21 protein-coding genes are annotated in these 23,488 nt (G+C 68.3%); 10 read left to right on the top strand and 11 right to left on the bottom strand.

From position 1 onward, the window contains the following. The first annotated feature begins 302 nt into the window (after positions 1 to 302). Entirely contained in the window at positions 303 to 1,439 is a 1,137-nt protein-coding gene (locus tag SPHME3_RS0106810; protein WP_018250636.1) for a GNAT family N-acetyltransferase, read from the top strand. Here SPHME3_RS0106810 and SPHME3_RS0106815 read toward each other — a convergent pair. After that, entirely contained in the window at positions 1,420 to 3,039 is a 1,620-nt protein-coding gene (locus SPHME3_RS0106815) for a hypothetical protein (RefSeq protein WP_024310362.1), read from the bottom strand. The genes SPHME3_RS0106810 and SPHME3_RS0106815 overlap by 20 nt on opposite strands. Before the next feature lie 420 nt (positions 3,040 to 3,459). Further along, entirely contained in the window at positions 3,460 to 4,677 is a 1,218-nt protein-coding gene (locus SPHME3_RS0106820) for an argininosuccinate synthase (RefSeq protein WP_017979969.1), read from the bottom strand. A gap of 137 nt (positions 4,678 to 4,814) precedes the next feature. Here SPHME3_RS0106820 and SPHME3_RS0106825 point away from each other — a divergent pair, with 137 nt between their 5' ends. Then, a complete protein-coding gene (locus tag SPHME3_RS0106825; RefSeq protein WP_017979968.1) occupies positions 4,815 to 5,240 on the top strand; it encodes an EF-hand domain-containing protein in 426 nt (141 codons plus the stop codon). Between the two features lie 245 nt (positions 5,241 to 5,485). On the opposite strand, the gene SPHME3_RS0106830 is transcribed toward SPHME3_RS0106825, so the two are convergent. From SPHME3_RS0106830 to SPHME3_RS0106840, 3 genes are read right to left on the bottom strand one after another with little or no spacing between them, the layout of a single operon-like run. After that, the gene (locus SPHME3_RS0106830) at positions 5,486 to 6,715 is read right to left on the bottom strand and encodes an SAM-dependent methyltransferase (protein WP_017979967.1); all 1,230 of its coding nucleotides are present in this window, start codon (positions 6,713 to 6,715) and stop codon (positions 5,486 to 5,488) included. 17 nt (positions 6,716 to 6,732) lie between these two features. Continuing rightward, positions 6,733 to 7,491, bottom strand: coding sequence for a molybdopterin-dependent oxidoreductase (locus tag SPHME3_RS0106835; RefSeq protein WP_017979966.1), 759 nt, complete (start codon positions 7,489 to 7,491; stop codon positions 6,733 to 6,735). Beyond that, entirely contained in the window at positions 7,488 to 8,189 is a 702-nt protein-coding gene (locus SPHME3_RS0106840) for a cytochrome b/b6 domain-containing protein (RefSeq protein WP_017979965.1), read from the bottom strand. The genes SPHME3_RS0106835 and SPHME3_RS0106840 overlap by 4 nt, the downstream gene beginning before the upstream one ends. 26 nt (positions 8,190 to 8,215) lie before the next feature. On the opposite strand from SPHME3_RS0106840, the gene SPHME3_RS0106845 reads away from it, so the two are divergent. Further along, positions 8,216 to 8,836, top strand: a complete 621-nt coding sequence (locus SPHME3_RS0106845; protein WP_017979964.1) for a flavin reductase family protein — start codon at positions 8,216 to 8,218, stop codon at positions 8,834 to 8,836. Positions 8,837 to 8,903: 67 nt separating this feature from the next. Next, positions 8,904 to 9,611, top strand: a complete 708-nt coding sequence (locus tag SPHME3_RS0106850) for a FadR/GntR family transcriptional regulator (RefSeq protein ID WP_017979963.1) — start codon at positions 8,904 to 8,906, stop codon at positions 9,609 to 9,611. A 525-nt stretch (positions 9,612 to 10,136) separates the two neighbouring features. Here the strand turns inward: SPHME3_RS0106850 and SPHME3_RS0106855 are convergent. After that, positions 10,137 to 11,942 carry an IlvD/Edd family dehydratase gene (locus SPHME3_RS0106855; RefSeq protein ID WP_017979962.1) on the bottom strand — a complete coding sequence of 602 codons (1,806 nt, stop codon included), beginning with the start codon at positions 11,940 to 11,942 and terminating at the stop codon, positions 10,137 to 10,139. Positions 11,943 to 11,953: 11 nt separating this feature from the next. Next, positions 11,954 to 13,102, bottom strand: coding sequence for an aldose epimerase family protein (locus tag SPHME3_RS0106860; protein WP_018250638.1), 1,149 nt, complete (start codon positions 13,100 to 13,102; stop codon positions 11,954 to 11,956). 116 nt (positions 13,103 to 13,218) lie between these two features. On the opposite strand from SPHME3_RS0106860, the gene SPHME3_RS0106865 reads away from it, so the two are divergent. The 5 genes from SPHME3_RS0106865 to SPHME3_RS0106885 all read left to right on the top strand — a co-directional run bounded on the left by SPHME3_RS0106865 (position 13,219) and on the right by SPHME3_RS0106885 (position 18,231). Next, positions 13,219 to 14,625: an MFS transporter gene (locus SPHME3_RS0106865; RefSeq protein ID WP_231292051.1), complete on the top strand. Its 1,407-nt coding sequence runs from the start codon at positions 13,219 to 13,221 to the stop codon at positions 14,623 to 14,625. 4 nt (positions 14,626 to 14,629) lie between these two features. After that, positions 14,630 to 15,517, top strand: coding sequence for a 2-dehydro-3-deoxygalactonokinase (locus SPHME3_RS0106870; protein ID WP_017979959.1), 888 nt, complete (start codon positions 14,630 to 14,632; stop codon positions 15,515 to 15,517). A 151-nt stretch (positions 15,518 to 15,668) separates the two neighbouring features. After that, on the top strand, positions 15,669 to 16,307 hold the full coding sequence (locus SPHME3_RS0106875; RefSeq protein ID WP_017979958.1) for a 2-dehydro-3-deoxy-6-phosphogalactonate aldolase: 639 nt from the start codon (positions 15,669 to 15,671) through the stop codon (positions 16,305 to 16,307). Beyond that, positions 16,304 to 17,293, top strand: a complete 990-nt coding sequence (gene araD1, locus SPHME3_RS0106880) for an AraD1 family protein (protein WP_017979957.1) — start codon at positions 16,304 to 16,306, stop codon at positions 17,291 to 17,293. Before SPHME3_RS0106875 ends, araD1 begins: the two co-directional genes overlap by 4 nt. After that, positions 17,290 to 18,231 (top strand): Gfo/Idh/MocA family protein, encoded by a 942-nt coding sequence (locus SPHME3_RS0106885; protein ID WP_017979956.1) that lies wholly within the window; start codon positions 17,290 to 17,292, stop codon positions 18,229 to 18,231. Before araD1 ends, SPHME3_RS0106885 begins: the two co-directional genes overlap by 4 nt. A gap of 403 nt (positions 18,232 to 18,634) precedes the next feature. On the opposite strand, the gene SPHME3_RS0106890 is transcribed toward SPHME3_RS0106885, so the two are convergent. From SPHME3_RS0106890 to SPHME3_RS0106900, 3 genes are read right to left on the bottom strand one after another with little or no spacing between them, the layout of a single operon-like run. Further along, a complete protein-coding gene (locus tag SPHME3_RS0106890; RefSeq protein WP_017979955.1) occupies positions 18,635 to 19,873 on the bottom strand; it encodes an adenosylmethionine--8-amino-7-oxononanoate transaminase in 1,239 nt (412 codons plus the stop codon). Beyond that, entirely contained in the window at positions 19,870 to 20,487 is a 618-nt protein-coding gene (gene bioD / locus SPHME3_RS0106895) for a dethiobiotin synthase (protein WP_017979954.1), read from the bottom strand. The genes SPHME3_RS0106890 and bioD overlap by 4 nt, the downstream gene beginning before the upstream one ends. After that, positions 20,484 to 21,578: an 8-amino-7-oxononanoate synthase gene (locus SPHME3_RS0106900; RefSeq protein WP_017979953.1), complete on the bottom strand. Its 1,095-nt coding sequence runs from the start codon at positions 21,576 to 21,578 to the stop codon at positions 20,484 to 20,486. The genes bioD and SPHME3_RS0106900 overlap by 4 nt, the downstream gene beginning before the upstream one ends. Positions 21,579 to 21,683: 105 nt before the next feature. Between SPHME3_RS0106900 and SPHME3_RS0106905 the strand changes: the two genes are divergently transcribed. Further along, positions 21,684 to 22,613 (top strand): DUF4886 domain-containing protein, encoded by a 930-nt coding sequence (locus SPHME3_RS0106905; RefSeq protein WP_017979952.1) that lies wholly within the window; start codon positions 21,684 to 21,686, stop codon positions 22,611 to 22,613. Here SPHME3_RS0106905 and mmsB read toward each other — a convergent pair. Then, on the bottom strand, positions 22,600 to 23,487 hold the full coding sequence (gene mmsB, locus SPHME3_RS0106910) for a 3-hydroxyisobutyrate dehydrogenase (protein WP_257785353.1): 888 nt from the start codon (positions 23,485 to 23,487) through the stop codon (positions 22,600 to 22,602). The genes SPHME3_RS0106905 and mmsB overlap by 14 nt on opposite strands. Position 23,488 lies beyond the last annotated feature (1 nt).

Raw genomic sequence — 23,488 nt, forward strand, 5'->3', positions numbered from 1 at the left:
CAGCCGCCGGCCATGCCGCGCGTACAAGCAAACGGGAAAGCATCGGACGCCCCGTCGCCGGATTATCGCGCGGCGTCCATCCCCTGCCACGGGCCGATCGGGCATCGTTCCGGACGTCGCGCCTCGCACGGGCGGCTAACCGACAGGAAATGCAAGACGATGGCCGAGCGATCGATCGCGGTGCGACGTGCAATTTTTCGCGTCTGTCAGAGGATCCGATCGTCCCGCGACACGCACCACCCCCTCGGCAAGCGTCCGTCGCGCCCTATATTGGCGGCGATGATTGTCTGTCCCGTCGCCGCATGACCGCGCTCACCGCCCGCATGGTGGAGGGCGTGCGCGCCATCCCGGCCGCGCAATGGGATGCGTGCGCCGGCATCGCCAATCCCTTCGTGTCCCACGCGTTCCTCGCCGCGCTGGAGGAATCGGGCAGCGTCGGCGGGCGCTCCGGCTGGCAGCCTGTGCCGATCGTGGTCGATGGGGCGGACGGCGCGCCGGTCGCGATCGCGCCGGCCTATGCCAAGAGCCACAGCCAGGGCGAATATGTCTTCGACCATGCCTGGGCGGATGCATGGGAGCGGGCGGGCGGGGCCTATTACCCCAAATTGCAAGTCGCCGCGCCGTTCAGCCCGGTGCCGGGGCCGCGCCTGCTGCTGCGCGATCCCGCCGCCGCGCCCGCGCTGATCGGCGCGCTGGAGGCGGTGACCGAGCAGAACGGCCTGTCCTCCGCGCACGCCACCTTCGTCGCGCCCGATCAGGTGGCGGCGTTCGAGGCGGCGGGCTGGCTGATCCGCGAAGGCACGCAATTTCACTGGGCGAATCAGGGCTACGCCAGCTTCGACGATTTCCTCGGGCAACTCGCCAGCCGCAAGCGCAAGGCGATCCGCAAGGAGCGCGCGGCGGCGGTCGAGGGCCTCACCATCCGCCACCTGACCGGGGCGGAGATCGGCAAGGCGGAATGGGATGCCTTCTGGACCTTCTACCAGGACACCGGCAGCCGCAAATGGGGTCGGCCCTATCTGACGCGCAGCTTCTTCCCCTTGCTGGGCGAAGCGATGGGGGACCGCGTCCTGCTGATCCTCGCGATGCGCGACGGCGAGCCCATCGCGGGCGCGCTCAACCTGATCGGCGCCGACACGCTGTACGGCCGGTATTGGGGGTGCACCGAGGACGTGCCCTTCCTCCATTTCGAACTCTGCTATTATCAGGCGATCGACGCCGCGATCGCACGCGGGCTGAAGACGGTCGAGGCGGGGGCGCAGGGCGAGCACAAGCTCGCGCGCGGCTATGTGCCGGTGCCGACCTGGTCGGCGCATTATCTGCCCGATGCGGGGTTCCGCCGTGCGGTCGCCGGCTTCCTGGTGCGCGAGCGGGCCGCTGTCACCGAAGAGCAGGCGTATCTGGTGGAGCTCGCCCCGTTCAGGAAGGGCGGGGCGTAAGCATCACCCGGCGGCGCGGCGGCAGCAGCGCCGGGTCCAGCGTCACGGCCGGCGGCGTGCGATCGTCGATCCGATAGAGCACGTCCTTGCCGCTGCGCCAGATCGGCGTCAGGCCGGTCAGGAACTCGGGCCCGACGGGCGGCGGGTTGACCAGCCAGACGTAATCGAACGCCTGTCGCGGCAGGAAGGCGAGCGACACCTTCAACGGCCGCCACCATTCGCCGCGGCAGCGCCGGTCGGTGACGAGCTGCGAGGGATCGTGCGCGAAGGCGCCGGCCGGCGTGTAGCGCACGGTCAGCAGCTGCCCGCCGGCCATCGACCATTGGTCGTTGGCGTAGGCGAGCTTCCGCTCCAGGGCGATGCCGGCGATATGCTCTTCGCGCGAATAGAGCCATTCGTCGTGGCAGGTGCGCCCGACCATGGTCAGCAGCCGCGCGCCCTGGGGCACATGGTCCAGCGCGGTCAGCGTGCGGTCGTATTCCTTGCTGAACTGCCAATAGCTGATCGTCGTCGCCGCCAGCCGCACGCCGAAAAAGGCGAGGCCCAGCGCCGCCAGCGTTGCGGCGCCGCGGAACGACAGGCCGCGCTTCGGCCGCAGCGCGATCAGCAGGATGGCGAGGACGAACGGCGCGAGCCGCATGTCGGCATAGGCCGATCCGAACACGATCCGCGGCAGCAGGACGTAGATCACGGACAGGAACAGCGCCGACAGCAGCAGGTTGCGCGAATATTCGATCCGCTCGTCGCGCACGCCCTTCAGCAGGATGACGAACAGCACGGTGACGGAGGCGAGGTCGAACGCCATCCAGCGGTCGCGCAGGGCCATGATCACCCAGCCCACCTTCGCGCGCCAGTTGAACCAGTCCATCGTCTTGCCGGTGACGTGATCGCCCGAGCGCCACAGCACCATCATCAGGAAGGGCAGCGCGAGCGGCAGGCAGCCGATGCCCGCACGCACCCAGCTTTCCAGCCAATGGCCGCTCTGGCTGTCCTTGCGCCGGTCGTGCTGGCGGATCATCTCGGCCGAGAAGGCGAGGATGCCGAGCACGCCCCAGCCGAAGGTGTGGCAGATCCACAAGGCGCACGACAGCGGCACGAACAGCACCGCGCGCAGCCGCACCTTGCCCAGCCGCCCCATGCGCAGCCACAATGCGAACAGGTTGAGCGCCAGCGCCATCGACAGCGCGAAATTCACGAAGCCGAACTGGAAGGGGTAGCAATAGGCGAGGGGGAGGGCGAACAGCGCGGTCGCCGGGATGCGCCCATGCACCTCGCGCGCGATCCACAGCAGGCCCGACACGGTGAGCGCCGGGATCGCCATCACGATCAGCTTGACCGCCAGTTCGAGGCCGAAGATCGGCGCGAGCGGCTCGATGAGCAGATCGACGCCCAGATTGCCGATCATCGACCACTGGAAGTTGTACCAGTCGTACAACCAGCGATGCGCGCCATCGTCCAGCTGCACGCGATAGCGGCCCATATGGCCGGGCAGGTCGACCAGCGGCGGGATCGTCGGCCACACGAGCGGGATCATCGTCGCGATCACCACCGCCACGACGAACGTTCGCGTTTGCCACCAGTGCAGCCTAGGCCCCTGCATCGCGCCGCCTTAGGGGCTACGGGGTGGCCACGACAAGCATTGTCGCAAAAAGTTCCCGCACGCGTGCGATGAAGCGAGGATTTTGTTGATCTGCGTTGGGGGGACGCGGGCCTTCCTCCGTCACCCCGGTCTCGAGCCGGGGTCCCGCTTCTTTCCGCCGGCGAACTCCAAAAAGCGGGACCCCGGGTCAAGCCCGGGGTGACGGGAGGGGGAGGGCATGCGCCTCGCCCCAGTTACACCGTCACCCCGGACTTGGTCCGGGGTCCACTTCGCGGCGTGGGGGGGGCAGAGGCTCCAGCCGCGCCCTCGCGGCGCGGTGGACCCCGGAACGAGTCCGGGGTGACGCGGGGTGCGTGGCGAAGGCCTCACCCCCAAACAACCGTCATTCCCGCCTGCGCGGGAATGACGACGAGCGACGGTTTACGCGTCCCGCCGCCCCAGCAGCCGCAGGCGCAACGCGTTCAGCTTGATGAAGCCGGCCGCATCGCGCTGGTCGTAAGCGCCCTGATCGTCCTCGAACGTCACGACCTTTTCCGAATAGAGCGAATTGGGCGATTTGCGGCCGACGATATAGACGCCGCCCTTGTACAGCTTCAGCCGCACGGTGCCGCTGACCTTCGCCTGGCTGTGGTCGATCGCCGCCTGCAGCATCTCGCGCTCCGGCGAGAACCAGAAGCCGTTGTAGATCAGCTCGGCATAGCGCGGCGCCAGTTCGTCCTTCAGGTGCGCGGCGCCGCGGTCCAGCGTGATCTGCTCGATGCCGCGGTGGGCAAGGTGATAGATGGTGCCGCCCGGCGTTTCGTACATGCCGCGGCTCTTCATGCCGACGAAGCGGTTTTCGACCAGGTCGAGCCGGCCGATGCCGTGGCGACGGCCCAGCTCGTTGAGCTTGGTCAGCAGCGTCGCCGGGCTGACGCCCTCGCCGTTCAGCGCCACGCCGTCGCCGCGCTCGAAGTCGATCGTGATATACTCAGGCGCGTCGGGCGCGTCCTCGGGGTTCACCGTGCGCGAATAGACGTAATCGGGCACCTCCTGCCACGGATCCTCGAGCACCTTCCCTTCGGACGAGGTGTGCAGCAGGTTCGCGTCGGTCGAGAAGGGCGATTCGCCGCGCTTGTCCTTGGCGACCGGGATCTGGTGCTGTTCGGCGAACTCGATCAGCTTGGTGCGGCTGGTCAGGTCCCATTCGCGCCACGGTGCGATCACCTTGATGTCGGGGTTCAGCGCGTAATAGCCCAGCTCGAAGCGGACCTGGTCGTTCCCCTTGCCGGTCGCGCCGTGGCTGACCGCGTCGGCGCCGACCATCTTCGCGATCTCGATCTGGCGCTTGGCGATCAGCGGGCGTGCGATCGACGTGCCGAGCAGATACAGCCCCTCGTACAGTGCGTTCGAGCGCATCATCGGGAACACGTAATCGCGGACGAATTCCTCGCGCAGATCGTCGATGAAGATGTGTTCCGGCTTGACGCCCGCCATCTGCGCCTTCTGGCGCGCCGGCTCCAGCTCCTCGCCCTGGCCCAGATCGGCGGTGAAGGTGACGACTTCGCAGTTATACGTCTGCTGCAGCCATTTCAGGATCACGCTCGTATCCAGACCGCCCGAATAGGCGAGGACGACGCGGTTGATCTGATCGGTCACGGCACGGGTTCCTTGGACCATGGAATGGATGGCCGCGCCCCTACGGCCCACAGCGCTGCGGTGCAACGTCTGCGTTCACCGCGGGTTTAGGCGCGGCGGCCTACAGGCCCGTTTCGAACATGTATTCCGGAGTTCCCATGATCCGCACCGCACTCGTCATCCTGCCGCTGCTCATCGCCACGCCGGCGCTCGCCGCGGGCAAGGCCGATCCCAAGGCGGCGGCGAAGATCGATCCGCGCATCAAGGCGGATTTCGACAAGACCGATACCAACCATGATGGCTTCATCAGCCGCGCAGAGGTCGACGCCCGCGTCGCGCGCATGGATGTCGGCAAGACGCAGATGCCCGCTGCCAAGGCGAAGGCGATGGCCGATGCCTGGTTCAACACCGCCGATGCCAACCATGACGGCAAGGTCTCGCCTGCCGAGATGCAGGGCCTCTTCCGCGCGATCGCCTCGCGCTACGACCTCAACCACGACGGCGTCATCAGCCTCGACGAACGCGCCGCCGCCCGCGCCGCGGTGATGGGCGGCCCCGCCAAGGCGCTGCCGCAGGGGCGGTGAGGGCGCGCTCCGGTCGCCCAAATCCCATCCGTCACCCCGGCCTTGAGTCGGGGTCCCGCTTCTTCTTCGCCGCCGGATCAAACGGGACCCCGACTCAAAGGCCGGGGTGACGGGAAGGGGGCATGACCACCACACCCGTCATTCCCGCGAAGGCGGGAATCCATAACCTCTGACGTCTCGGCAAGAGGCGCTACGGTAGCGCGTCTGGATTCCCGCCTGCGCGGGAATGACGAACGTGGAGGGCGTTACCGCCCGCGCAACGCCCGCTCGCCCTCGACCATATAGTCCCGCACGATCGGTAGCTCCGTCCGGCTGCGGCTGAACTGGATCTGGAAATTGCACAGCCCGCCATTCTCGAACGCCATCGCGGCGCCGGCGAGGTAGAAGGTCCACATCCGGTAGAAACGCTCGTCGTACAGCGCGACGATCGCATCGCGCGCCTTCAGCGTCCGCGCATACCACTCGTGCAGCGTATAGGCGTAGTGCAGCCGCAGCACCTCGACGTCGGTGAGGAACATCGACAATCCCTCGAACGCCGCGATCGTTTCCGACAGCGCCGGGTTGTAACCGCCGGGGAAGATGTACTTGGTCGTCCAGTCGTCGGTGATGCTCGGCGGCCCGAACCGGCCGATCGTGTGGACCAACGCAACGCCGTCGTCGGTCAGCAGATCGCGGCACTTGCGGAAGTACGTCTTGTACTGCGGCGGCCCGACATGTTCGAACATGCCGACCGACACGATCCGGTCGAACCGCCCCTCGACGCGGCGGTAATCGATCAGCTCAAACTTCACCTTGTCGGCGACGCCGGCCGCTGCGGCCCGCTCCCGCGCGATCTTCAGCTGTTCCTCGGACAAGGTGACGCCCAGCACCTCCACGCCGAAATGCCGGTTGAGGTATAGCGCCATCCCGCCCCAGCCGCAGCCGATGTCGAGCACGCGCATGCCCGGCCGCAGCGCCAGCTTGGCGGCGATATGCGCCAATTTGTCGCTCTGCGCCTGCTCCAGGCTGTTGTCAGGGTCGGTGTAATAGGCGCAGCTATATTGTTTGTCGGCGTCGAGGAACAGGTCGTACAGCCGCGCCGACAGGTCGTAATGGTGCGCGACATTCTGCTTCGATCGGCGCTCCATGTTGATCCGGTCGAGCCGGTGCTTCACCGCGCCGAGACCCCGCACGAAGGCGGAGGGCTGTAAGGCGTTCTGCCCGCGCTCCCAGGGCGAATTGCCGGTCATCAGCTTGACCAGCCCCATGATGTCGTCGCCGTCGACGGTCAGCCGCCCGTCCATGTACATCTCGCCGGCGGCGAGCGCGGGGTTGCGGATGATGCGGCCGGCGACGCCCGAATCGGCGAAGCGGATGGTGATGTGCCCGAACGCCGGGTCGGGCGTTCCGAAGGTTGCGGGGGCCTTTCCGGGCCGATGGAGGGTGAGTTGGCCACGCTTGACGGCGCGGCTGAGGAACATGTCGATCAGCGCCATAAGGAAGCTACTATGCCCTAGATGCCGGCATACCAATCGTAATCGACATTGTCCTCCCAATAGCCGCCTTTGCCTTTGCCTATGCTCTTGAGATCGCTGACCGCGGTGATTCCGGTGACGTATTTGGCGTGCTTATAGCCCAGCTGCCGCTCGACGCGCAGCCGCACCGGCGCGCCATGCGGCACGGTCAGCCGCGCGCCGTTCATCTTCAGCGCCAGGATCGTTTGGGGGTGGAAGGCGTCGATCGTGTCGATCGATTCGTAATAAGGCTCGCCATTGTACAGATCGGCGCAGGTGAACACGACGTAGCGCGCGCTCTGGCGCATCCCCGCCGCCTTCAGCACCGTGCCGAGCATCGGCCCCTGCCACTGGCCGATCGCGCTCCACCCCTCGACGCAATCGTGGCGCGTGATCTGCGAGCGTGACGGCATCGACGCGAGTTGCGCGAGGCTCAAAGACAGCGGCCGGTCGACCAATCCGCCGACCTGCAACCGATAACTCGCGAACCCGTCCGCGACCATTGCCGCATAGGCCGGCGTCCCCGGATCGCGCGTGCCGTTGGCGCGGAACACCGGCGACATCTGCTCGCGCGTGAACTCGGGCGCCAGCGCGCCCCGGTTCATCAGCGCACGCTGCAGCCCCTTGTGCATGTCCTCGCCCGCGAACAGGATTTTGCGCGCCTGCGGGTTCGCCACGACCTTGTCGCACCCGGCGAGCAGCAGCCCCGCCGATCCAACGATCAGATTGCGCCGTGCGAGATCCAGTTTCGGGATCATTCGGGCACCCGCCATTTGCCGGTCAGCATCGATCGCACCTCGTTCCACGCGCCCGCCAGGATGACGAGCACCAGATGGACGACGATGAACCCGCCGATCAGGCTCGCCGCGATGAAGTGGATCGAGCGCGCGGACTGCCGCCCGCCGAACACATCGAGCAGCCACGGCCACGCCGCATCCATCCCCGGCGACAGCGCGAGACCGGTAAAGATCATCACCGGCAACGCGACGAACAGGACGAGGATGTAGCTCCATTTCTGCAAGCTGTTGTACGCCTTGGGATCGTCCGCATCGTGGAAGCGGAAGTTCCAGTGATCGCGTACGTCCGCCGCCAGATGCGCGGCGCTCACGTCCTTGCGGGTCAGCTTCAACCGCGCGAAATGCCGGTTGAGCAGGCTCACGATCATGAACGCCAGCAGGCCGAAGGCGAACACCAGGGCGAAGAACAGGTGCCAGCGCCGCGAGATCGCCAGATTGTAATTCGCGGGAATCGTGATCCACGCCGGAAAGCGCGGCAGCTGCGCCCAGGCATGGTCGAAGTTGGCACCGTAGCGTCCCCAATACAGCCGCGGATGGGCGTTGGAGATGCCGAGCCCGCTGCCCAGCAGGATGAAGACGGACACCGCATTCACCCAATGCCATATCCGCGTCGTGAGCGCGTGGCGCAGGATCGTCGTTCCGGGCGTTTGCGCAGCCATATCATCCGTGTAGCAGGGGCAGCACCATGACGACTAGCTGGCATTTCTACGAACCCGCGAACGGCCATGGCTTGGCCCACGACCCCCTCAACGCGATCGTCGCGCCACGCCCGATCGGCTGGATCGGCAGCGTGTCGGCGGACGGGGTGCCCAACCTCGCGCCGTACAGCTTCTTCAATCTGCTCAATTATCGGCCGCCGCTGATCGGCTTTTCGTCGATGGGGTGGAAGGACAGCGTCGCCAATATCGACGCGACGGGCGAGTTCGTCTGGAACCTCGCGACGCGTGACCTGGCCGAGGCGATGAATGCGACCTCGGCCGGCGTCGGACCGGACGTCGACGAACACGCCCTCGCCGGGCTGGAAACCGCCCCTTCGCGCCTCGTCGCCCCGCCGCGCGTCGTGGCCAGCCCGGTCGCGTTCGAATGCAAGCTCACCCAGATCGTCCGCCTGCAGACCAAGGAGGGGCGCGAACTCGACCAGTATCTGGTGATCGGTGAAGCGGTCGGCATCCACATCGATACCGCGCTGCTCGACGATGGCGTCTACCAGACCGCCCGCGCGCGTCCGATCCTGCGCGGCGGCGGCCCGGCGGACTATTTCGAGATCACCGAGGCCAATCGCTTCGCCATGCGCCGGCCGGGCTAGGAGCGACGCTCTTCCCAAGCGCACCGCCACCGCTTACGCACGCACGACGAGAGGGGAGAGCCGCGAGTTGACCAAGACCGAACGGCGCGAGCCATCCCATACGCTGATCGCCCGCGACCTCGGCATCGCGATCGTCACCGGCCGCTATCCGCCCGGCGGCATCATCCCCGGCGAGGTCGATCTCGCCGCGCAGCGCGGCATTTCGCGCAGCGTCGTGCGCGAGGCGCTGCGCATGCTGTCGGCCAAGGGCCTCGTCGAAAGCCGGCCCAAGGCCGGCACGCGGGTGCGCGAACGTGCGCAGTGGAACCTGCTCGATCCCGACCTGCTCGCCTGGATGTTCGAAGGCGAACCGCCCGCCAGCTTCGTGCGCAGCCTGTTCCAGCTGCGCATGATCGTCGAACCCGCCGCCGCCGAAATGGCCGCGACCTTCCGGACCGACGAACAGCTCGCGCGGATGGCGGCGGCGCTCGACGGGATGCGGCGTCATGGTCTGGGCACCGCCGAGGGGCAGGCGGCCGACCAGAGCTTCCACAATACGATCCTGGAGGCGACCGACAACGAACTGCTCGTCAGCCTGTCGGGCAGCATCGGCGCCGCGGTGCGCTGGACGACGATCTTCAAGTTCCGCCGCCGCACCAAGCCGCGCGATTCGATGCCGCAGCACCACCGCCTGTACGAAGCGATCCGCGCCCGCGACACCGTATCGGCCCGCGCCGCGACGCTCGTGCTGCTGGAACAGGCGCACGAAGACACGGAACGCTCGCTGCTGGAATAGGGGGGGCTATCCTCCCCCTCGTTCGTCGGGATGACGAACGTCGGATGACGAACGAGGAGCGGGGCACCCTTCCTCAACCGTCATTCCCGCGCAGGCGGGAATCCAGACGCGCTGCCGTTTCGATTTCATCACCAGCGGTAGCGATTATGGATTCCCGCCTTCGCGGGAATGACGGGGTGCGGGTCTGCCGCCGCACCATTAACGCCGGACCCGCAGCCGCTGAGAAAGAGAGGTCGCTACCCCATTCGTCATCCCGACGAACGTCGGGATCCATGGACGCGGTGGGCTATCGTAGGCGCACAACCATCAGCCGAGCGGGTCCATGGATCCCGGCGTCCGCCGGGATGACTGGAGGAGAGGGCGCACGGTCTGTACCCCCCCCAATCGTCATTCCCGCGGAGGCGGGAATCTAGACGCGCTGCCGTTTCGGCTCCATCAGCAGCGGTAGCGGTTATGGATTCCCGCCTTCGCGGGAATGACGACGGGGTGGGAGCGCGTGCATCAAAAAGGGGCCCCCCACCCGCATCAATGGTTGTCGCGCGGCAGGCCCATCGTTTGCGCGATGCGTTGGTACTTCTCCGCGCCCTCCAGAATCGCACCGGTGTTCATCTGACCGACGACGGCGCGCTGGATCTCCTGCCACGGCGTTTGCGACGCGGGATAGGCATAGCCCCCCGCCGCCTCCAGCGCGGCGCGACGCTCCATCAGTTCCGCGTCCGAAATCAGCGCGTTGGCGCTGCCGGTGTTGAGGTCGATCCGCACCCGGTCGCCCGTCTTGAGCAGCGCAAGGCCGCCCATCGCCGCCGCTTCGGGCGAGGCGTTGAGGATCGACGGCGATCCGCTCGTCCCCGATTGGCGGCCGTCGCCGATGCACGGCAGCGCATGCACGCCTTCGGTGATCAGATACGCCGGCGGGCGCATGTTCACGACCTCGGCCGCGCCGGGATAGCCGATCGGCCCGGCGCCGCGCATGAACAGCAGTGTCTCCGGCGTGATGCCGGTGGCGGGATCGTCGATCCGGTGGTGGTAATCCTCCGGCCCGTCGAAGACGACCGCCGGCCCTTCGAAGGCATTGGGATCGTCGGGGTTGGAGAGATAGCGGTCGCGGAATTCCTTCGAGATCACGCTGGTCTTCATCACCGCCGCGTCGAACAAATTGCCCGACAGCACGATGAAGCCCGCATCCGTCACCAGCGGCTGGTCGAACGGGCGGATGACCTTCTCGTCCTCGATCGCGACCCCGCGGCAATTGTCGCCCATCGTCCGGCCGTTGACGGTCAGCGCGCCCTCATGGATCAGGCCCTGGCCGATCAATTGGTTGACCACCGCGGGCACGCCGCCGGCGCGGTAATAATCCTCGCCCAGATATTCGCCCGCGGGCTGCAGGTTGACGAGCAGCGGCACCTTGTGGCCCTCCGTCTCCCAATCCTTGATCGGCAAATCGACGCCGATATGGCGCGCGATCGCCGCGAGGTGGATCGGCGCGTTGGTCGATCCGCCGATCGCCGAATTGACGCGGATCGCGTTGTGGAATGCCTCTTTCGTCAGGATATCGGACGGCTTGAGGTCCTCCGCCACCATTGCGACGATACGCTTGCCGGTGAGGTACGCGACCTCCTGCCGGTCGCGATACGGCGCGGGAATCGCCGCCGATCCGGGCAGGCTCATGCCCAGCGCCTCGCACAGCGAATTCATCGTCGTCGCCGTGCCCATCGTGTTGCAATAGCCGGTCGACGGCGCCGAGCTGGCGACCAGGCGGATGAACTCGGCATCGTCGATCTCGCCCGCCGCCAGCATCTGCCGCGCCTTCCACACGATCGTTCCCGATCCGGTGCGCTCGCCCTTGTGCCAGCCGTTCAGCATCGGCCCCACGGACAAGGCGATCGCCGGGATGTTCACCGTCGCCGCGCCCATCAGCATGGCGGGCGTCGTCTTGTCGCAGCCGATCGTCAGCACCACGCCGTCGAGCGGATAGCCGTACAGCGTTTCGACCAGGCCGAGATAGGCGAGGTTGCGGTCCAGCCCCGCGGTCGGGCGCTTGCCGGTTTCCTGGATCGGATGGACCGGGAATTCCAGCACGATGCCGCCCGCCTCGCGCACGCCCTCGCGCACCCGCTCCGCCAGCACCAGATGGTGGCGGTTGCAAGGGGACAGGTCGCTGCCCGTCTGCGCGATGCCGATGATCGGCTTGCCCGAGCGCAGCTCGTCCAGGCTGAGGCCGAAGTTCAGATAGCGCTCCAGATACAGCGCCGTCATGTCGATATTGTCCGGATTGTCGAACCAGGCGCGGGACCGCAGGGCGCTGGGGCGTTTGGGCGTGTCGGTGGTCATAAAAGCTCCGGTCAGCGCGCCACGGAGACGCGATAGATCATCTGATGGTGGTACGGCTTGCCCGGATCGACGCGCGCCGATCCGAACGCGGGCTGGTTGGGCGTGTCCGGGAAGTTCTGCGGCTCCAGCGCGAAGCCATCGCCCATGCGATAGACGTGGCCCTGCTTCCCCACGAACGTCCCGTCGAGGAAGTTGCCCGAATAGAATTGCACGCCCGGCTCGGTCGACAGCACTTCGAGCACGCGGCCCGATACCGGATCCTCGACCCGCGCGGCGAGCTTGGGCTGCGCGGTGCGGCCGGCATCGAGCACGAAATTATGGTCGTAGCCGCGGCCGATCACGATCTGCGGATCGCGGCCGTCGCGGATGCTCTGGCCGATGGCGCGCGGCCTGGTGAAGTCGAACACGCTGCCCGCCACCGGTTTCAATTCGCCGGTCGGGATCAGCGCCGCGTTGACCGGTGTGTAGCGCGCGGCGGGGATCGTCATCCGCTGGGCGTAGATGCCGCCCGCCGATCCCTCGCCCGCCAGATCGAACAGCGCATGATTGGTCAAATTGACGATCGTCGACGCGTCCGTCTTCGCCGTGAAATCGATCGTCAGCGCGCCCGCGTCGTCCAGCGCATAGGTCACCTCGACGTCGAGCTTGCCCGGATAGCCCTGATCGCCCGCGGGGCTGGTCAGCGCCATCGTCACGCTCGCGCGGGGGCCGCTCGGCGTGACCGACACGATCCGCCACACCGCCTTGTCGAAGCCGGTGGTGCCGCCATGCAGCGAGTTGGTCTTGTCGTTGAGCGGCAGCTGATACGTCTTGCCGTCCAGCGTGAAACGACCGCCGGCGATCCGGTTGGCGTAGCGGCCGACGGTCTGGCCCCAGAAATTGGGCTGCGTGACATACGCGGCGGCGGTGTCATGGCCCAGCGTGATGTCGGCGAGCGTGCCGTTGCGGTCTGGTGCCTCGAACGCCTGCAACGTCGCGCCCAGCGTCATCACCCGCGCACGCACGCCATTCGCCCCGGTCAGCGTCACCGCCTCGATCCGGGTGCCGTCGGGCAGTCGGCCGAAATCGGCGCGCGTCGCGGTCGCGGCGCAGGCGGCATCGGCCGCCGCGATCGTCAATATCCCCGCACAGGCCATCTGGAACGCGAAACCCACTTTCATGTTGCGCCTCTCCCCGTTCGTCCCCGGCATTGACCCGGTGGTTCTTCGCTATATAGTCAGACAAATAGCCGGGGCGCAAGGCAGCCTGTGGTAGCGATACAAATAGGGGAGAGGACATGGCTGGACCGATGATGGCACCACCGCCCGCGGCCGCAGGCAGCGGCGTGGCGGGCGGACGCAAGGCGGGCGTCGCGCTTGCGCTCGTCTATGTGACGACGTTGTTCTTCATCTGGGCGTTCGTGACGAACCTGATCGACCCGCTCGTGAAGAGCATGAAGGTCATCTACACGCTCAGCGACTTCGAAACGCAGCTCAACCAGTTCGCCTTCTTCATCGCTTATGGCGTCATGTCGATTCCGTCGGCCTGGTATCTGTCGCGCCGCGGCTACGCCAATTCGATCGTCCTCGGCCTGCTGGGCGTCGTCGCCGGCTGTCTCGTCGCCTGGTCGACCGCATGGTCGAACAGCTTCGTCACCGTGCTGCTCGGGCTGTTCGTCGCCGCGTCGGGCGTCACCTTGCTGCAAGTCGCGGCCAACCCGCTGATCGCGTCGATGGGCGATCCGAAGGGCTCGCACTTCCGCCTCAACCTCAGCCAGGCGTTCAACTCGCTCGGCGCCTATGTCGGCGGCACATTTGGCGCAGCCTATCTGCTGCGCGGCGACCTGTTCGCCAAGGATGCGGTGCTGACGCCGGCGCTGAAGGCGGACAGCCTCGGCTTCGTCACCCACGTCTATCTGATGATCGCGGTGATCCTCGCGGTCTTCACCGGCCTCGTCTTCTTCGCCAAGCGCACGATCAACGCACATGCGCCCGCGCTTGCGACCAACGTCGAATCGCCGCTGTCGGCGCTGCGCTCGCGCTGGGCGAACCTCGGCTCGGTTGCCATCTTCCTGTACGTCGGCGCCGAGGTCTGCGTGATTTCGGGCATGATCTTCTTCCTCGAACAGCGCCACATCCTCGACGTGCCGGCGCAGATCGCCGGCTATATCGCGCCGCTGTTCATGCTGCTCGCGATGATCGGCCGCTTCGGCGGCAGCGTGTTGCTGCGCTATGCCAAGGCGACGACGCTGCTGACGCTGGTCGGTGCGGGCGCATCGATCCTGTGCCTCGTCATCATCGCGACCTATGACATGGCGGCGACGCCGCTCGGCGGCACGATCACATTGCCCGGTGGCTATGTCGCGCCGCTGACCATGGGCTTCGTCCCCGCGGTCGCGGCGCTGCTGCTCGGCCTGATGAACTCGATCATGTTCCCGACGATCTTCACGCTGACGCTGGAGCGATCGACCGCACCCGCCTCGGCGACGTCGGGTCTGATGTGCATGGCGATCTGCGGCGGCGGCTTCGTGTCGATCCTGTACGGCGCGGTGATCGACGCCTTCGCCGGCTTCGCACCCGACGGCGCACGCTCGCTCGCCTTCGTCGTGCCGCTGGTCTGCTACCTCTACGTCCTCTGGTATGCGCGCGCGGCGCTGAAGGCCCCGACGCACGTCATCGAGGAGACGGTCGAGCCGACCGTCTGAAGCGATGACGCAGGGCATGACCAACGGCGCGGTGATCGCGATCGACTGGGGCACGACCAACCGGCGCGCCTATCGGATCGAGCCCGATGGCCGCATCGGGGACCGGGTCGAGGGCGGCGCGGGCGTGCTCGGGTTGGCGCCGGGCGACTATGCCCCGGCGCTCGCCGATCTGCGCGCGCGGCTCGGCGACCTGCCGGTGATCGCCGCCGGCATGGTCGGCTCGACGCGCGGCTGGCACGAAGCACCCTATGCGGCCGCGCCCGCCGACCTCGCCGCGCTCGCCGCGGCGGCGCTCCGTATCGAGCCCGAGCGCGCGACGATCGTCCCCGGCGTCGCGCTGCTGGACGGTCCGCGCGCCGACGTGATGCGCGGCGAAGAGGTGCAGGTGCTGGGCGCTATCGCCGCCGGCCTCGCGCCCGCCGACGCGCTGTTCTGCCAGCCCGGCACGCACAACAAATGGGTCGCGACCGACGGCGGCCGCATTACCGACATCGCCACGGTGATGACCGGCGAACTGTTCGCGCTGCTGAAAAGCCACGGCATCCTCGCCGGCATGCTCGACGGCGCGGTGGCGGAGGGGCCGGCCTTCCGCGACGGCATCGCGCGCGGGGCAGGGGCCTGCGACCTCGGTGCTGCGCTATTCGAAGTGCGCAGCGGCGTGCTGCTCGGCCGTCTCCCGGCGGTGGAGGCCGCCGCCTATGCCAGCGGCGTGCTGATCGGCAACGACGTCGGCGCCCGTGATGTGGCCGGCCGCGCGGTCCACCTGCTCGCCACCGGCGCGCTGGCGGACCTCTACGCCGCCGCGATCGTGACGCGTGGCGGCGCGGTGGTGCCGATCGACGCGACGCAGGCGTTCGTCGCCGGCATCCACCACCTGCGGGCGTTTCTGTGACGCTTTCCTTGCCCCACCCGCATCGTCACCCCGGCCTTGAGCCGGGGTCCCGCTTCATCCGGGCGGTGACAAAAAAAGCGGGACCCCCGCCCAACCCCGGGGTGACGGTGTGGGTCGGCAACCGCCCCGCATTCCACCCGGAGCCCCAAGCATGACCGACCCCGCCACCCGCTTCGCCGCAGCCTTCGCCACCTGTCCGCTCGTCGCGGTCCTCCGCGGCCTCAAGCCGGACGAAGCCGCCCCCATCGGCGACGCTTTGGTCGATGCCGGCTTTACGCTGCTCGAAGTCCCGCTCAACTCGCCCGACCCGCTCGCCAGCATCGCCGCCATGGCCAAGCGCTACGCTGGGCGCGCGATCGTCGGCGCGGGCACCGTCCTCACCCCGCAGGACGTCGTCGCCGTCGCCGACGCGGGCGGCGCCCTCATCGTCTCGCCCAATACCGACCCGGCCGTCATCCGTGCGTCGGTGGAGCGGGGCCTCATCTCGCTCCCCGGCTATTTCACCCCCAGCGAAGCCTTTGCCGCGCTCCACGCTGGCGCGCACGGCCTGAAACTCTTCCCGGCCGAAGGTGCCGCGCCCGCCTTCCTGAAGGCCCAGCGCGCCGTCCTGCCCAAAACGACCAAGGTCCTGGCGGTCGGCGGCATCACCCCCGACACGATGCCGCCATGGCGCGCGGCGGGTGCGGACGGCTTCGGCCTCGGCTCCAACCTCTACCGCGCCGGCAAGTCCGCCGCTGACGTCGCGCGTGATGCCGCGGCGTTCGTCCAAGCCGCAAAGGATCTCGCATGACCGCTGCCCGCCTGCTCCAACAGCGCCTCCCGGACGGCACGCGCCGCGTGATCCTGGCCGAAGAGGCCGCGCACGTCCTCACCGGCGTCGCCACCACCCGTGACCTCGCCCAGACCGCGATCGCCGAGGGCGTCAGCCTGCTCGACGCCGCCCGCGCGCGCCGCTCGGACGAGAGCGTCGACCTGATGGCCGCCCTCGAAGCGGGCGAACTGCTCCCCGCGATCGACCACCCGGACAGCGCCCGGCTGATGCTCGCCGGCACCGGCCTGACGCATCTTGGCTCCGCCGCCGGCCGCGATGCGATGCACAAGGCCGCCGCCGAGGGGAAGCAGACCGATTCGATGCGCCTGTTCCTCGAAGGCATGGAGGGCGGCCGCCCCGCCGCGGGCGTGATCGGCGCGCAGCCCGAATGGTTCTACAAGGGCGACGGCCAGGGCCTCGTCGCCCCCGAAGCGCCCTTCGCCTCGCCCGCCTTCGCGCAGGACGGCGGCGAGGAACCTGAACTCGCCGGCATCTATCTGATCGGCGACGACGGCACACCCTTCCGCCTCGGGATCGCACTCGCCAACGAATTCAGCGACCACGTCACCGAACGCCACAATTACCTGTGGCTCGCGCATTCGAAGCTGCGTCAGGCGTCGCTCGGCCCCGAATTGCTGCTCGGCGAACCGCCGGCGGATATCCGCGGGACCAGCCGTATCGTCCGCGACGGCAAGACGCTGTGGGAAAAGCCGTTCCTCACCGGCGAAGCGAACATGTCGCACAGCCTCGCCAACCTCGAACACCATCACTTCAAATACGCCGCCTTCCGCCGGCCGGGCGACATCCACGTCCACTTCTTCGGCACCGCAACGCTGTCGTGCGCGGACGGCGTCCAGACGCAGGACGGCGACGTCTTCGAAATCGAGGCGGCACCCTTCACCTTGCCCTTGCGCAACGCCCTTGCCACCGCCCCGGCCGACACCGTCACGGTGAAGCCGCTGTGAGCGCGCCGATCCGCCTCGCGCTGATCGGCATGGGCAAGATCGCCCATGACCAGCACGTCCCCGCCATCGCCGGCGAGCCCGCCATCGCGCTCGCCGCGACCGTCAGCCGCAACGGCGAAGGCGTCGAGGGCGTGCCGCACTTCCACGACATCGCCGATCTGATCGCGAGCGGGCAGGGGATCGACGCCGTCGCGCTCTGCACGCCGCCGCAGGTGCGCCGCGCCATCGCGATGCAGGCGATCCAGGCCGGCTGGCACGTCTTCCTCGAAAAGCCACCCGGCGCGACGCTGGCAGAGGTCGCCAATCTCGAATCTGCCGCGCGGGCGGCGGGCGTCACCCTCTTCGCCAGCTGGCATTCGCGCTACGCCCCCGGCGTCGAACCCGCCCGCGCCGCATTGGCCGACGCGCGGATCGACCGGGTGACGGTGACGTGGCGCGAGGACATTCGCGTCTGGCACCCGGGCCAGGCGTGGATCCTCGACGCGGGCGGCTTCGGCGTGTTCGACCCCGGCATCAACGCCCTCTCGATCGTCACCCGCATCCTGCCGCGCCCGTTCTTCGTCACCGAGGCGGAGCTGGATTACCCCGAAAACCGCGATTCCCCGATCGCCGCGCGCATCGCCTTCACCGACGATGCCGGCCTCCACATCGCCGCCGACTTCGATTTCCGCCAGCAAGGCCCGCAAAGCTGGGACATCGTCGTCGAGACGGACAGGGGTACGCTGACGCTCCACGACGGCGGCGCGCGCTTAGTGCTACCCGACGGCAGCTCCCCGACAAAGGCGGCCGCGCTTCACGGCGAATATGCCGGCCTCTACCGGCGTTTTGCAGAACTGGTGCGGGCAGGGGAGAGCGACGTCGACATCGCCCCCCTGCGCCACGTCGCCGACGCCTTCCTCCGCGGCACACGCAACGTGGTGGATGCATTTATCGAATAGGTTTTCGCGCGAAGACGCGAAGGCGCGAAGAAGGTTTGTTCACGCGGAGACGTGGAGACGCGGAGATGTCGTTCTTGCGGCGAAGCCGCTTTCTCCCTCGGACGCTCGGCCAAGCGGAACGGTTGGTAAGGAAGGGCGCCGTCGGCGCCGGGCGAAACCCCTCCGCGTTTCCGCGTCTCCGCGCGAACCAACCTTCTTCTCTTCGCGGCTTTGCGGCTTCGCGCGAACCAAAAAACCGCTGGCAATGTTGGAACAGCTGTGACAGCCCGGCAGTATGCCGCGCGCGTCCTCACCCGCCGCATTCTTCCAGCAACCGGTCCGAACATCCACCCCGCCCCACCAAAGGGTGACGTGCCGTCAACATCGTCCACTTTGGAAATTGCGGTACGTCGCGACTCGGGGCTCACGCCAGCGCCGCTGCCTCGCCGATCGCCGCATAGATCGCGTCCAGATCGGCATCCGTGATGCAATAGGGCGGCATCACGTACACCGTATTCCCCAGCGGCCGCAGCAACAGGTCGCGCTCCCGGAAGAATGCCAGCAATCGCGGCCCCAGCGTCGACAGATAGGCTGCCGCCTCGGTCCCCAGGTCGACCGCGGTGATCGTGCCCAGCGCGCGTGTGTTGCGCACGCCCTCCAGCGCCGCGAGCCGCTCGGCCTGCCGTGCCGCCAGATCGGCGACCCGCGCCAGCACCGGCTCGTCCTCCCAGATCGCGATATTCGCCGCCGCCGCCGCGCAGGCGATCGGATTGGCGGTGTAGCTCGACGAATGGAAAAACATCTTCGCGCGATCGTCGGAATAATGCGCCTGATAGATATCCTCGCGCGCCATCGTCACCGCCAGCGGCACCGCGCCGCCGGTCAGCCCCTTCGACAGGCACAGGATATCGGGCACGACATCGGCCTGTTCGCAGGCGAGCAGGGTGCCCGTCCGACCCCAGCCGGTCATCACCTCATCGGCGATGAACAGCACGTCGTGCCGCGCGCATATGCGCCGCATCTCGGCCAGCACCCAGGGCGGATAGATCAGCATGCCGCCCGCACCGACGATCAGCGGCTCGACGATCAGCGCCGCCGGCCCGGCGCGGCATGCCGCCTCCAGCGCGTCCAGCGTCGCCTGCTCCGCGCCTGCGCCAGGGAAGGGGATCGTCTCCACGTCGAACAGCAGCGGCTCGTATGCGCGGTTGAACGCGCCGCGCGCGCCGACCGACATCGTGCCGATCGTGTCGCCGTGATAGCCATGTTCCAGCACCAGGATACGGTGCCGATCCTCGCCGCGGTGAAGCCAGAAGCCCAGCGCCATCTTCAGCGCCACTTCGACCGCGGTCGATCCCGAATCGGAAAAGAACACCCGCGTCAGCTCGGCGGGCATCATCCGCCGGAGGCCCGCCGCCACCGCCTCGGCCGGCTCGTGGCTCCAGCCGGCAAAGATGATCTGGTCGAGCTTCCCCGCCTGCTCGGCGATCGCCGCCATGATCCGGGGCTCGCGGTGCCCGTGCGTCGTCACCCACCAGCTGGAAATGGCATCGACGATCCGCCGCCCGTCGACGGTATACAGCGCCGCGCCCTCCGACCGCGCGACCACCGGGATCGGTTCGCGCAGACCATGCTGCGTGAAGGGGTGCCAGATCGACGAGCTCACCGGAAATCCTCCACGTCGAACCCGGCGGCAAAAGCGGCAGCGAGGCTGGCGGCGTCGAGATGCTCCACCCGGTCGAGCCGCCCCAGCCGTTTGACCCGTCCGATGCGCGCGATCGTCGCCTCGCTGTCCGGCTCGGGCGGGCCGTTGAACGCGATGCCCAGTACCGGCACGCCGCGGGCGCGCAACGCTTCCAGGCTCAGCAAGCTGTGATTGATCGTGCCGAGCTGCGTGCGCGCGACTAGCACCACCGGCGCCTCCCAGCGGGCGAACAGGTCGGCGTAGAGCAGGTCGTCGGTCAACGGCACCAGCGCGCCGCCGGCGCCCTCGACGACCAGCAGGCCGGCGACCTGCGGCAGCGCCAGCCGATCGGCATCGATCGTCACACCGTCAATCGCGGCGGCGCGATGCGGCGAACAGGGCGTCACCAGCCGATACGCCTCGGGCAGGACGCGGGTCACGCCCAGCCGCTGCACCGTGCCTTCGTCGGTGCCGTCCGCCAGCCCCGCCTGTACCGGCTTCCAATAGGTCGCCCCCAGCGCGGCGGCGAGCGCGGCGGCGAACACCGTCTTGCCGACATCGGTATCCGTCCCCGTCACCACGATCGTATCGGTCATCGCAAAGCCTCCGCCAGTCCCGTAATCGCCGCCGCGTCGACCTGCGTCGTGATCGACAGTCGCAGCCGTGCCGTGCCCACCGGCACCGTCGGCGGCCGGATCGCGCGCACGTCATATCCCGCCGCCTGCAGCCGTGCGGCCCGATCCACCGCCGCGCCGTCGTCGCCGACGATCACCGGCAGGATCTGCGATCCCGTCGCAAAGCCCAATGCGGCTTCGGCCAGTGCGACGAGCGCCCACAACCGCGCCTGCCGTTCGGGCTCGTCGGCGATCATCCGCAGCCCCTCGCGCACCGCGGCCGCCACCAACGGCGACGGCGCGGTCGAAAAGATGAAGCCCCGCCCGCGGTTGACCAGAAAGTCGCGCAGCACGGCGGGCAGGCACAGCAGCCCGCCCTCCGCGCCCAACGCCTTGCCGCAGGTGTGCAAGCTGACGACATTGTCGCGGCCATGAAGGTCGGCCGCCAGTCCGCGCCCGCCCGCGCCGAACACGCCGGTCGCATGCGCCTCGTCTATCACCAGCATGGCGCAGTGCCGGTCAGCCAGCGCGGCGAGTTCGGCCAGCGGCGCGCGGTCGCCGTCCATGCCATACACGCTTTCGACGACGATCCAGGGCAGGCCCGTGCCACCATCGGCACGCCACGCCCGGATCGCATCCTCGAACGCGCCGACATCATTGTGCGCCACCGACCGGACGGGTGCCCGGCCCAGCCGCATGCCGTCATGCGCGCTGGCGTGGATCAGCGCGTCATGCAGGACGATATCGCCGCGCTGCGGCAAGGTCGCCAGCGCCGCCATGTTGGCCCCATAGCCGTTGGCGAAGAACAGTGCCGCCTCGCTGCCGAAATGCGCCGACGCCTCTGCTTCCAGCGCCTCATGTTCGGGATCGTTGCCGCGCAACAGCCGCGATCCGCCCGATCCCACCGCCACGCCGCGGTCGAGCGCTGCGGCCACGGCGTCCCGCAGCCGCGCCGACTGGGCGATGCCGAGATAGTCGTTCGAGGTGAAGTCGCGGCCCGTCCGCCCGCACAGCCGGCGCAATCGTCCGGCGCCATCGAGTTGGGACAAATCGTCGCGGTAGAAGTCCAGCATCGCGCCGCCTTAGCAACTCGGCCGTCCCGTTCCAGTCCGCGACGACGGGGCTGGCCTTGTGGGGCCGCGATCCGGTAGGCGGCGGGCGATGTCACGGCAGGGTGGATGATGATGGCGAGGATGCGGCTGCTGGGGACGATGCTGGCCATCGCGTTGGCGGGTCATACGGCGGCGGCCGATGCGAAGGGCGGGGCGCAACAGGTCCCCGTCGCCGCGGCGCCGCGGACGATCCTGTTCCTCGGCAACAGCTTCACCCAGGGCGCGCATTCCGCGGTGCGCAACTGGCACGCGAGCCGCGTCACCGATATCAACCGCGAAGGCTATGGCGGCGTGCCGGCGCTGTTCAAGGAATTCGCCGACGAATCCGGCCTCAACTATGCCGTCAGCCTGGAAACGCAGGGCGGGCAGAGCCTCACCTTCCACTACGACCAGCGGCGCCAGCTGTTCGACCGGCCGTGGGATGCGGTGGTCCTGCAGGAATATAGCACACTCGACCGCGACCGGCCAGGCGATCCCGCCGCCTATATCCGCGCGGTGGGCCTGCTCGGCAAGCTCTTCCGGGCGCGCAATCCGGCGGTGCGCGTCCATCTGACCGCGACGTGGAGCCGCGCCGACCTGACCTACCTGACCGCGGGCCGCTGGTATGGCCGGCCGATCGCGGCAATGGCCGACGATCTGCGCCGCGCCGCCGATCGCGCCCGCCGCGCGCATCCCTGGGTGGCGGGCGTCGTGCCGGTGGGGCAGGCCTGGACCCGCGCCTTCGCGCTCGGCATCGCCGATCCCAACCCCTATGACGGGATCACCTTTGGCCAGGCGAACCTGTGGTCGTACGACCAATATCACGCCAGCACCGCGGGTTATTATCTCGAGGCGCTGACCGTCTTCGGCGCGGTGACCGGCGTCGATCCGCGCAGCCTGGGCCGGGGCGAGCGGGCGGCCGACGAACTGGGCCTGTCGCCCGATCTCGCCGCGTCGCTGCAACGCGTGGCGCACGAACAGCTGCGCGATCGGGCGGACAGGCTTACAGCGTCTTGATGATGCCGGAAAAGTCCGTGCCGCCGTGGCCGTCGGCGACGAACGCTTCATAAAGCTGTGCGGCGTGCGCGCCGAGCGGCGTCGACGCGCCGGCCTCGTCCGCCGCCTGCATCGCGAGGCGCAGATCCTTCAGCATCAGCGCCGCGGCGAACCCGCCCTGATAGTCGCGATCGGCCGGCGTCTCGGGACCGACGCCGGGAACCGGGCAATAGCTGGTCATCGACCAGCTCTGCCCCGAACTGACCGACGAAATATCGTAGAAGGTCTGCGGGTCGAGGCCCAGCCGTTCGGCAAGGCGGAACGCCTCGCAGGTCGCGATCATCGTCGCGCCGAGCAGCATGTTGTTCGCCATCTTGGCCGCCTGACCAGAACCGCTGGCACCGGCGTGGATCACCGCCTTGCCCATCTGCGCCAGATAGGGCTGCGCGCGATCGAACCCTTCGGCGCTGCCGCCGACCATGAAGGTGAGCGTGCCGCCATTCGCCGCCGCGATCCCGCCCGAGACGGGGGCGTCGACCGCCGTCAGCCCCTTGGCCGCGGCGGCTTCGGCGACGCGTCGTGCGGTGGCGACGTCGATCGTCGAACAGTCGATCAGGATCGCCGACGGCTGCGCCCGACCGAAGACCGCATCATTGTAGACGCCCTCGACGTGGCTGCCGGCGGGCAGCATCGTCACGATCGCCTCGGCACCCTCGACCGCCTCGGCGGCGCTGGCGACGGGCAGGCAGCCGGCCGCCTTCGCCTTGTCGAGCGCATCCTGGCTGAGGTCGAAGGCGCGAACGTCATGCCCCGCCTTCGCAAGGTTCGCGGCCATGCCGCCGCCCATGTTGCCCAGGCCGATGAAGGCGACGCGTGCCATTGATGCTCTCCTCAAG

Origin of the sequence: Sphingomonas melonis DAPP-PG 224 (genome assembly GCF_000379045.1) — a bacterium.
In the GTDB taxonomy this organism is placed as follows: Bacteria; Pseudomonadota; Alphaproteobacteria; order Sphingomonadales; family Sphingomonadaceae; genus Sphingomonas; species Sphingomonas aquatilis.

Coding starts and splice junctions, on each gene's coding strand:
- SPHME3_RS0106870 (WP_017979959.1), top strand. CDS start 14,630: ATGACGCAGGGCATGACCAACGGCGCGGTGATCGCGATCGACTGGGGC.
- SPHME3_RS0106825 (WP_017979968.1), top strand. CDS start 4,815: ATGATCCGCACCGCACTCGTCATCCTGCCGCTGCTCATCGCCACGCCG.
- SPHME3_RS0106860 (WP_018250638.1), bottom strand. CDS start 13,102: ATGAAAGTGGGTTTCGCGTTCCAGATGGCCTGTGCGGGGATATTGACG.
- SPHME3_RS0106815 (WP_024310362.1), bottom strand. CDS start 3,039: ATGCAGGGGCCTAGGCTGCACTGGTGGCAAACGCGAACGTTCGTCGTG.
- SPHME3_RS0106875 (WP_017979958.1), top strand. CDS start 15,669: ATGACCGACCCCGCCACCCGCTTCGCCGCAGCCTTCGCCACCTGTCCG.
- SPHME3_RS0106845 (WP_017979964.1), top strand. CDS start 8,216: ATGACGACTAGCTGGCATTTCTACGAACCCGCGAACGGCCATGGCTTG.
- SPHME3_RS0106865 (WP_231292051.1), top strand. CDS start 13,219: ATGGCTGGACCGATGATGGCACCACCGCCCGCGGCCGCAGGCAGCGGC.
- bioD (WP_017979954.1), bottom strand. CDS start 20,487: ATGACCGATACGATCGTGGTGACGGGGACGGATACCGATGTCGGCAAG.
- SPHME3_RS0106830 (WP_017979967.1), bottom strand. CDS start 6,715: ATGGCGCTGATCGACATGTTCCTCAGCCGCGCCGTCAAGCGTGGCCAA.
- SPHME3_RS0106855 (WP_017979962.1), bottom strand. CDS start 11,942: ATGACCACCGACACGCCCAAACGCCCCAGCGCCCTGCGGTCCCGCGCC.
- SPHME3_RS0106900 (WP_017979953.1), bottom strand. CDS start 21,578: ATGCTGGACTTCTACCGCGACGATTTGTCCCAACTCGATGGCGCCGGA.
- SPHME3_RS0106840 (WP_017979965.1), bottom strand. CDS start 8,189: ATGGCTGCGCAAACGCCCGGAACGACGATCCTGCGCCACGCGCTCACG.
- SPHME3_RS0106810 (WP_018250636.1), top strand. CDS start 303: ATGACCGCGCTCACCGCCCGCATGGTGGAGGGCGTGCGCGCCATCCCG.
- SPHME3_RS0106835 (WP_017979966.1), bottom strand. CDS start 7,491: ATGATCCCGAAACTGGATCTCGCACGGCGCAATCTGATCGTTGGATCG.
- araD1 (WP_017979957.1), top strand. CDS start 16,304: ATGACCGCTGCCCGCCTGCTCCAACAGCGCCTCCCGGACGGCACGCGC.
- SPHME3_RS0106905 (WP_017979952.1), top strand. CDS start 21,684: ATGATGATGGCGAGGATGCGGCTGCTGGGGACGATGCTGGCCATCGCG.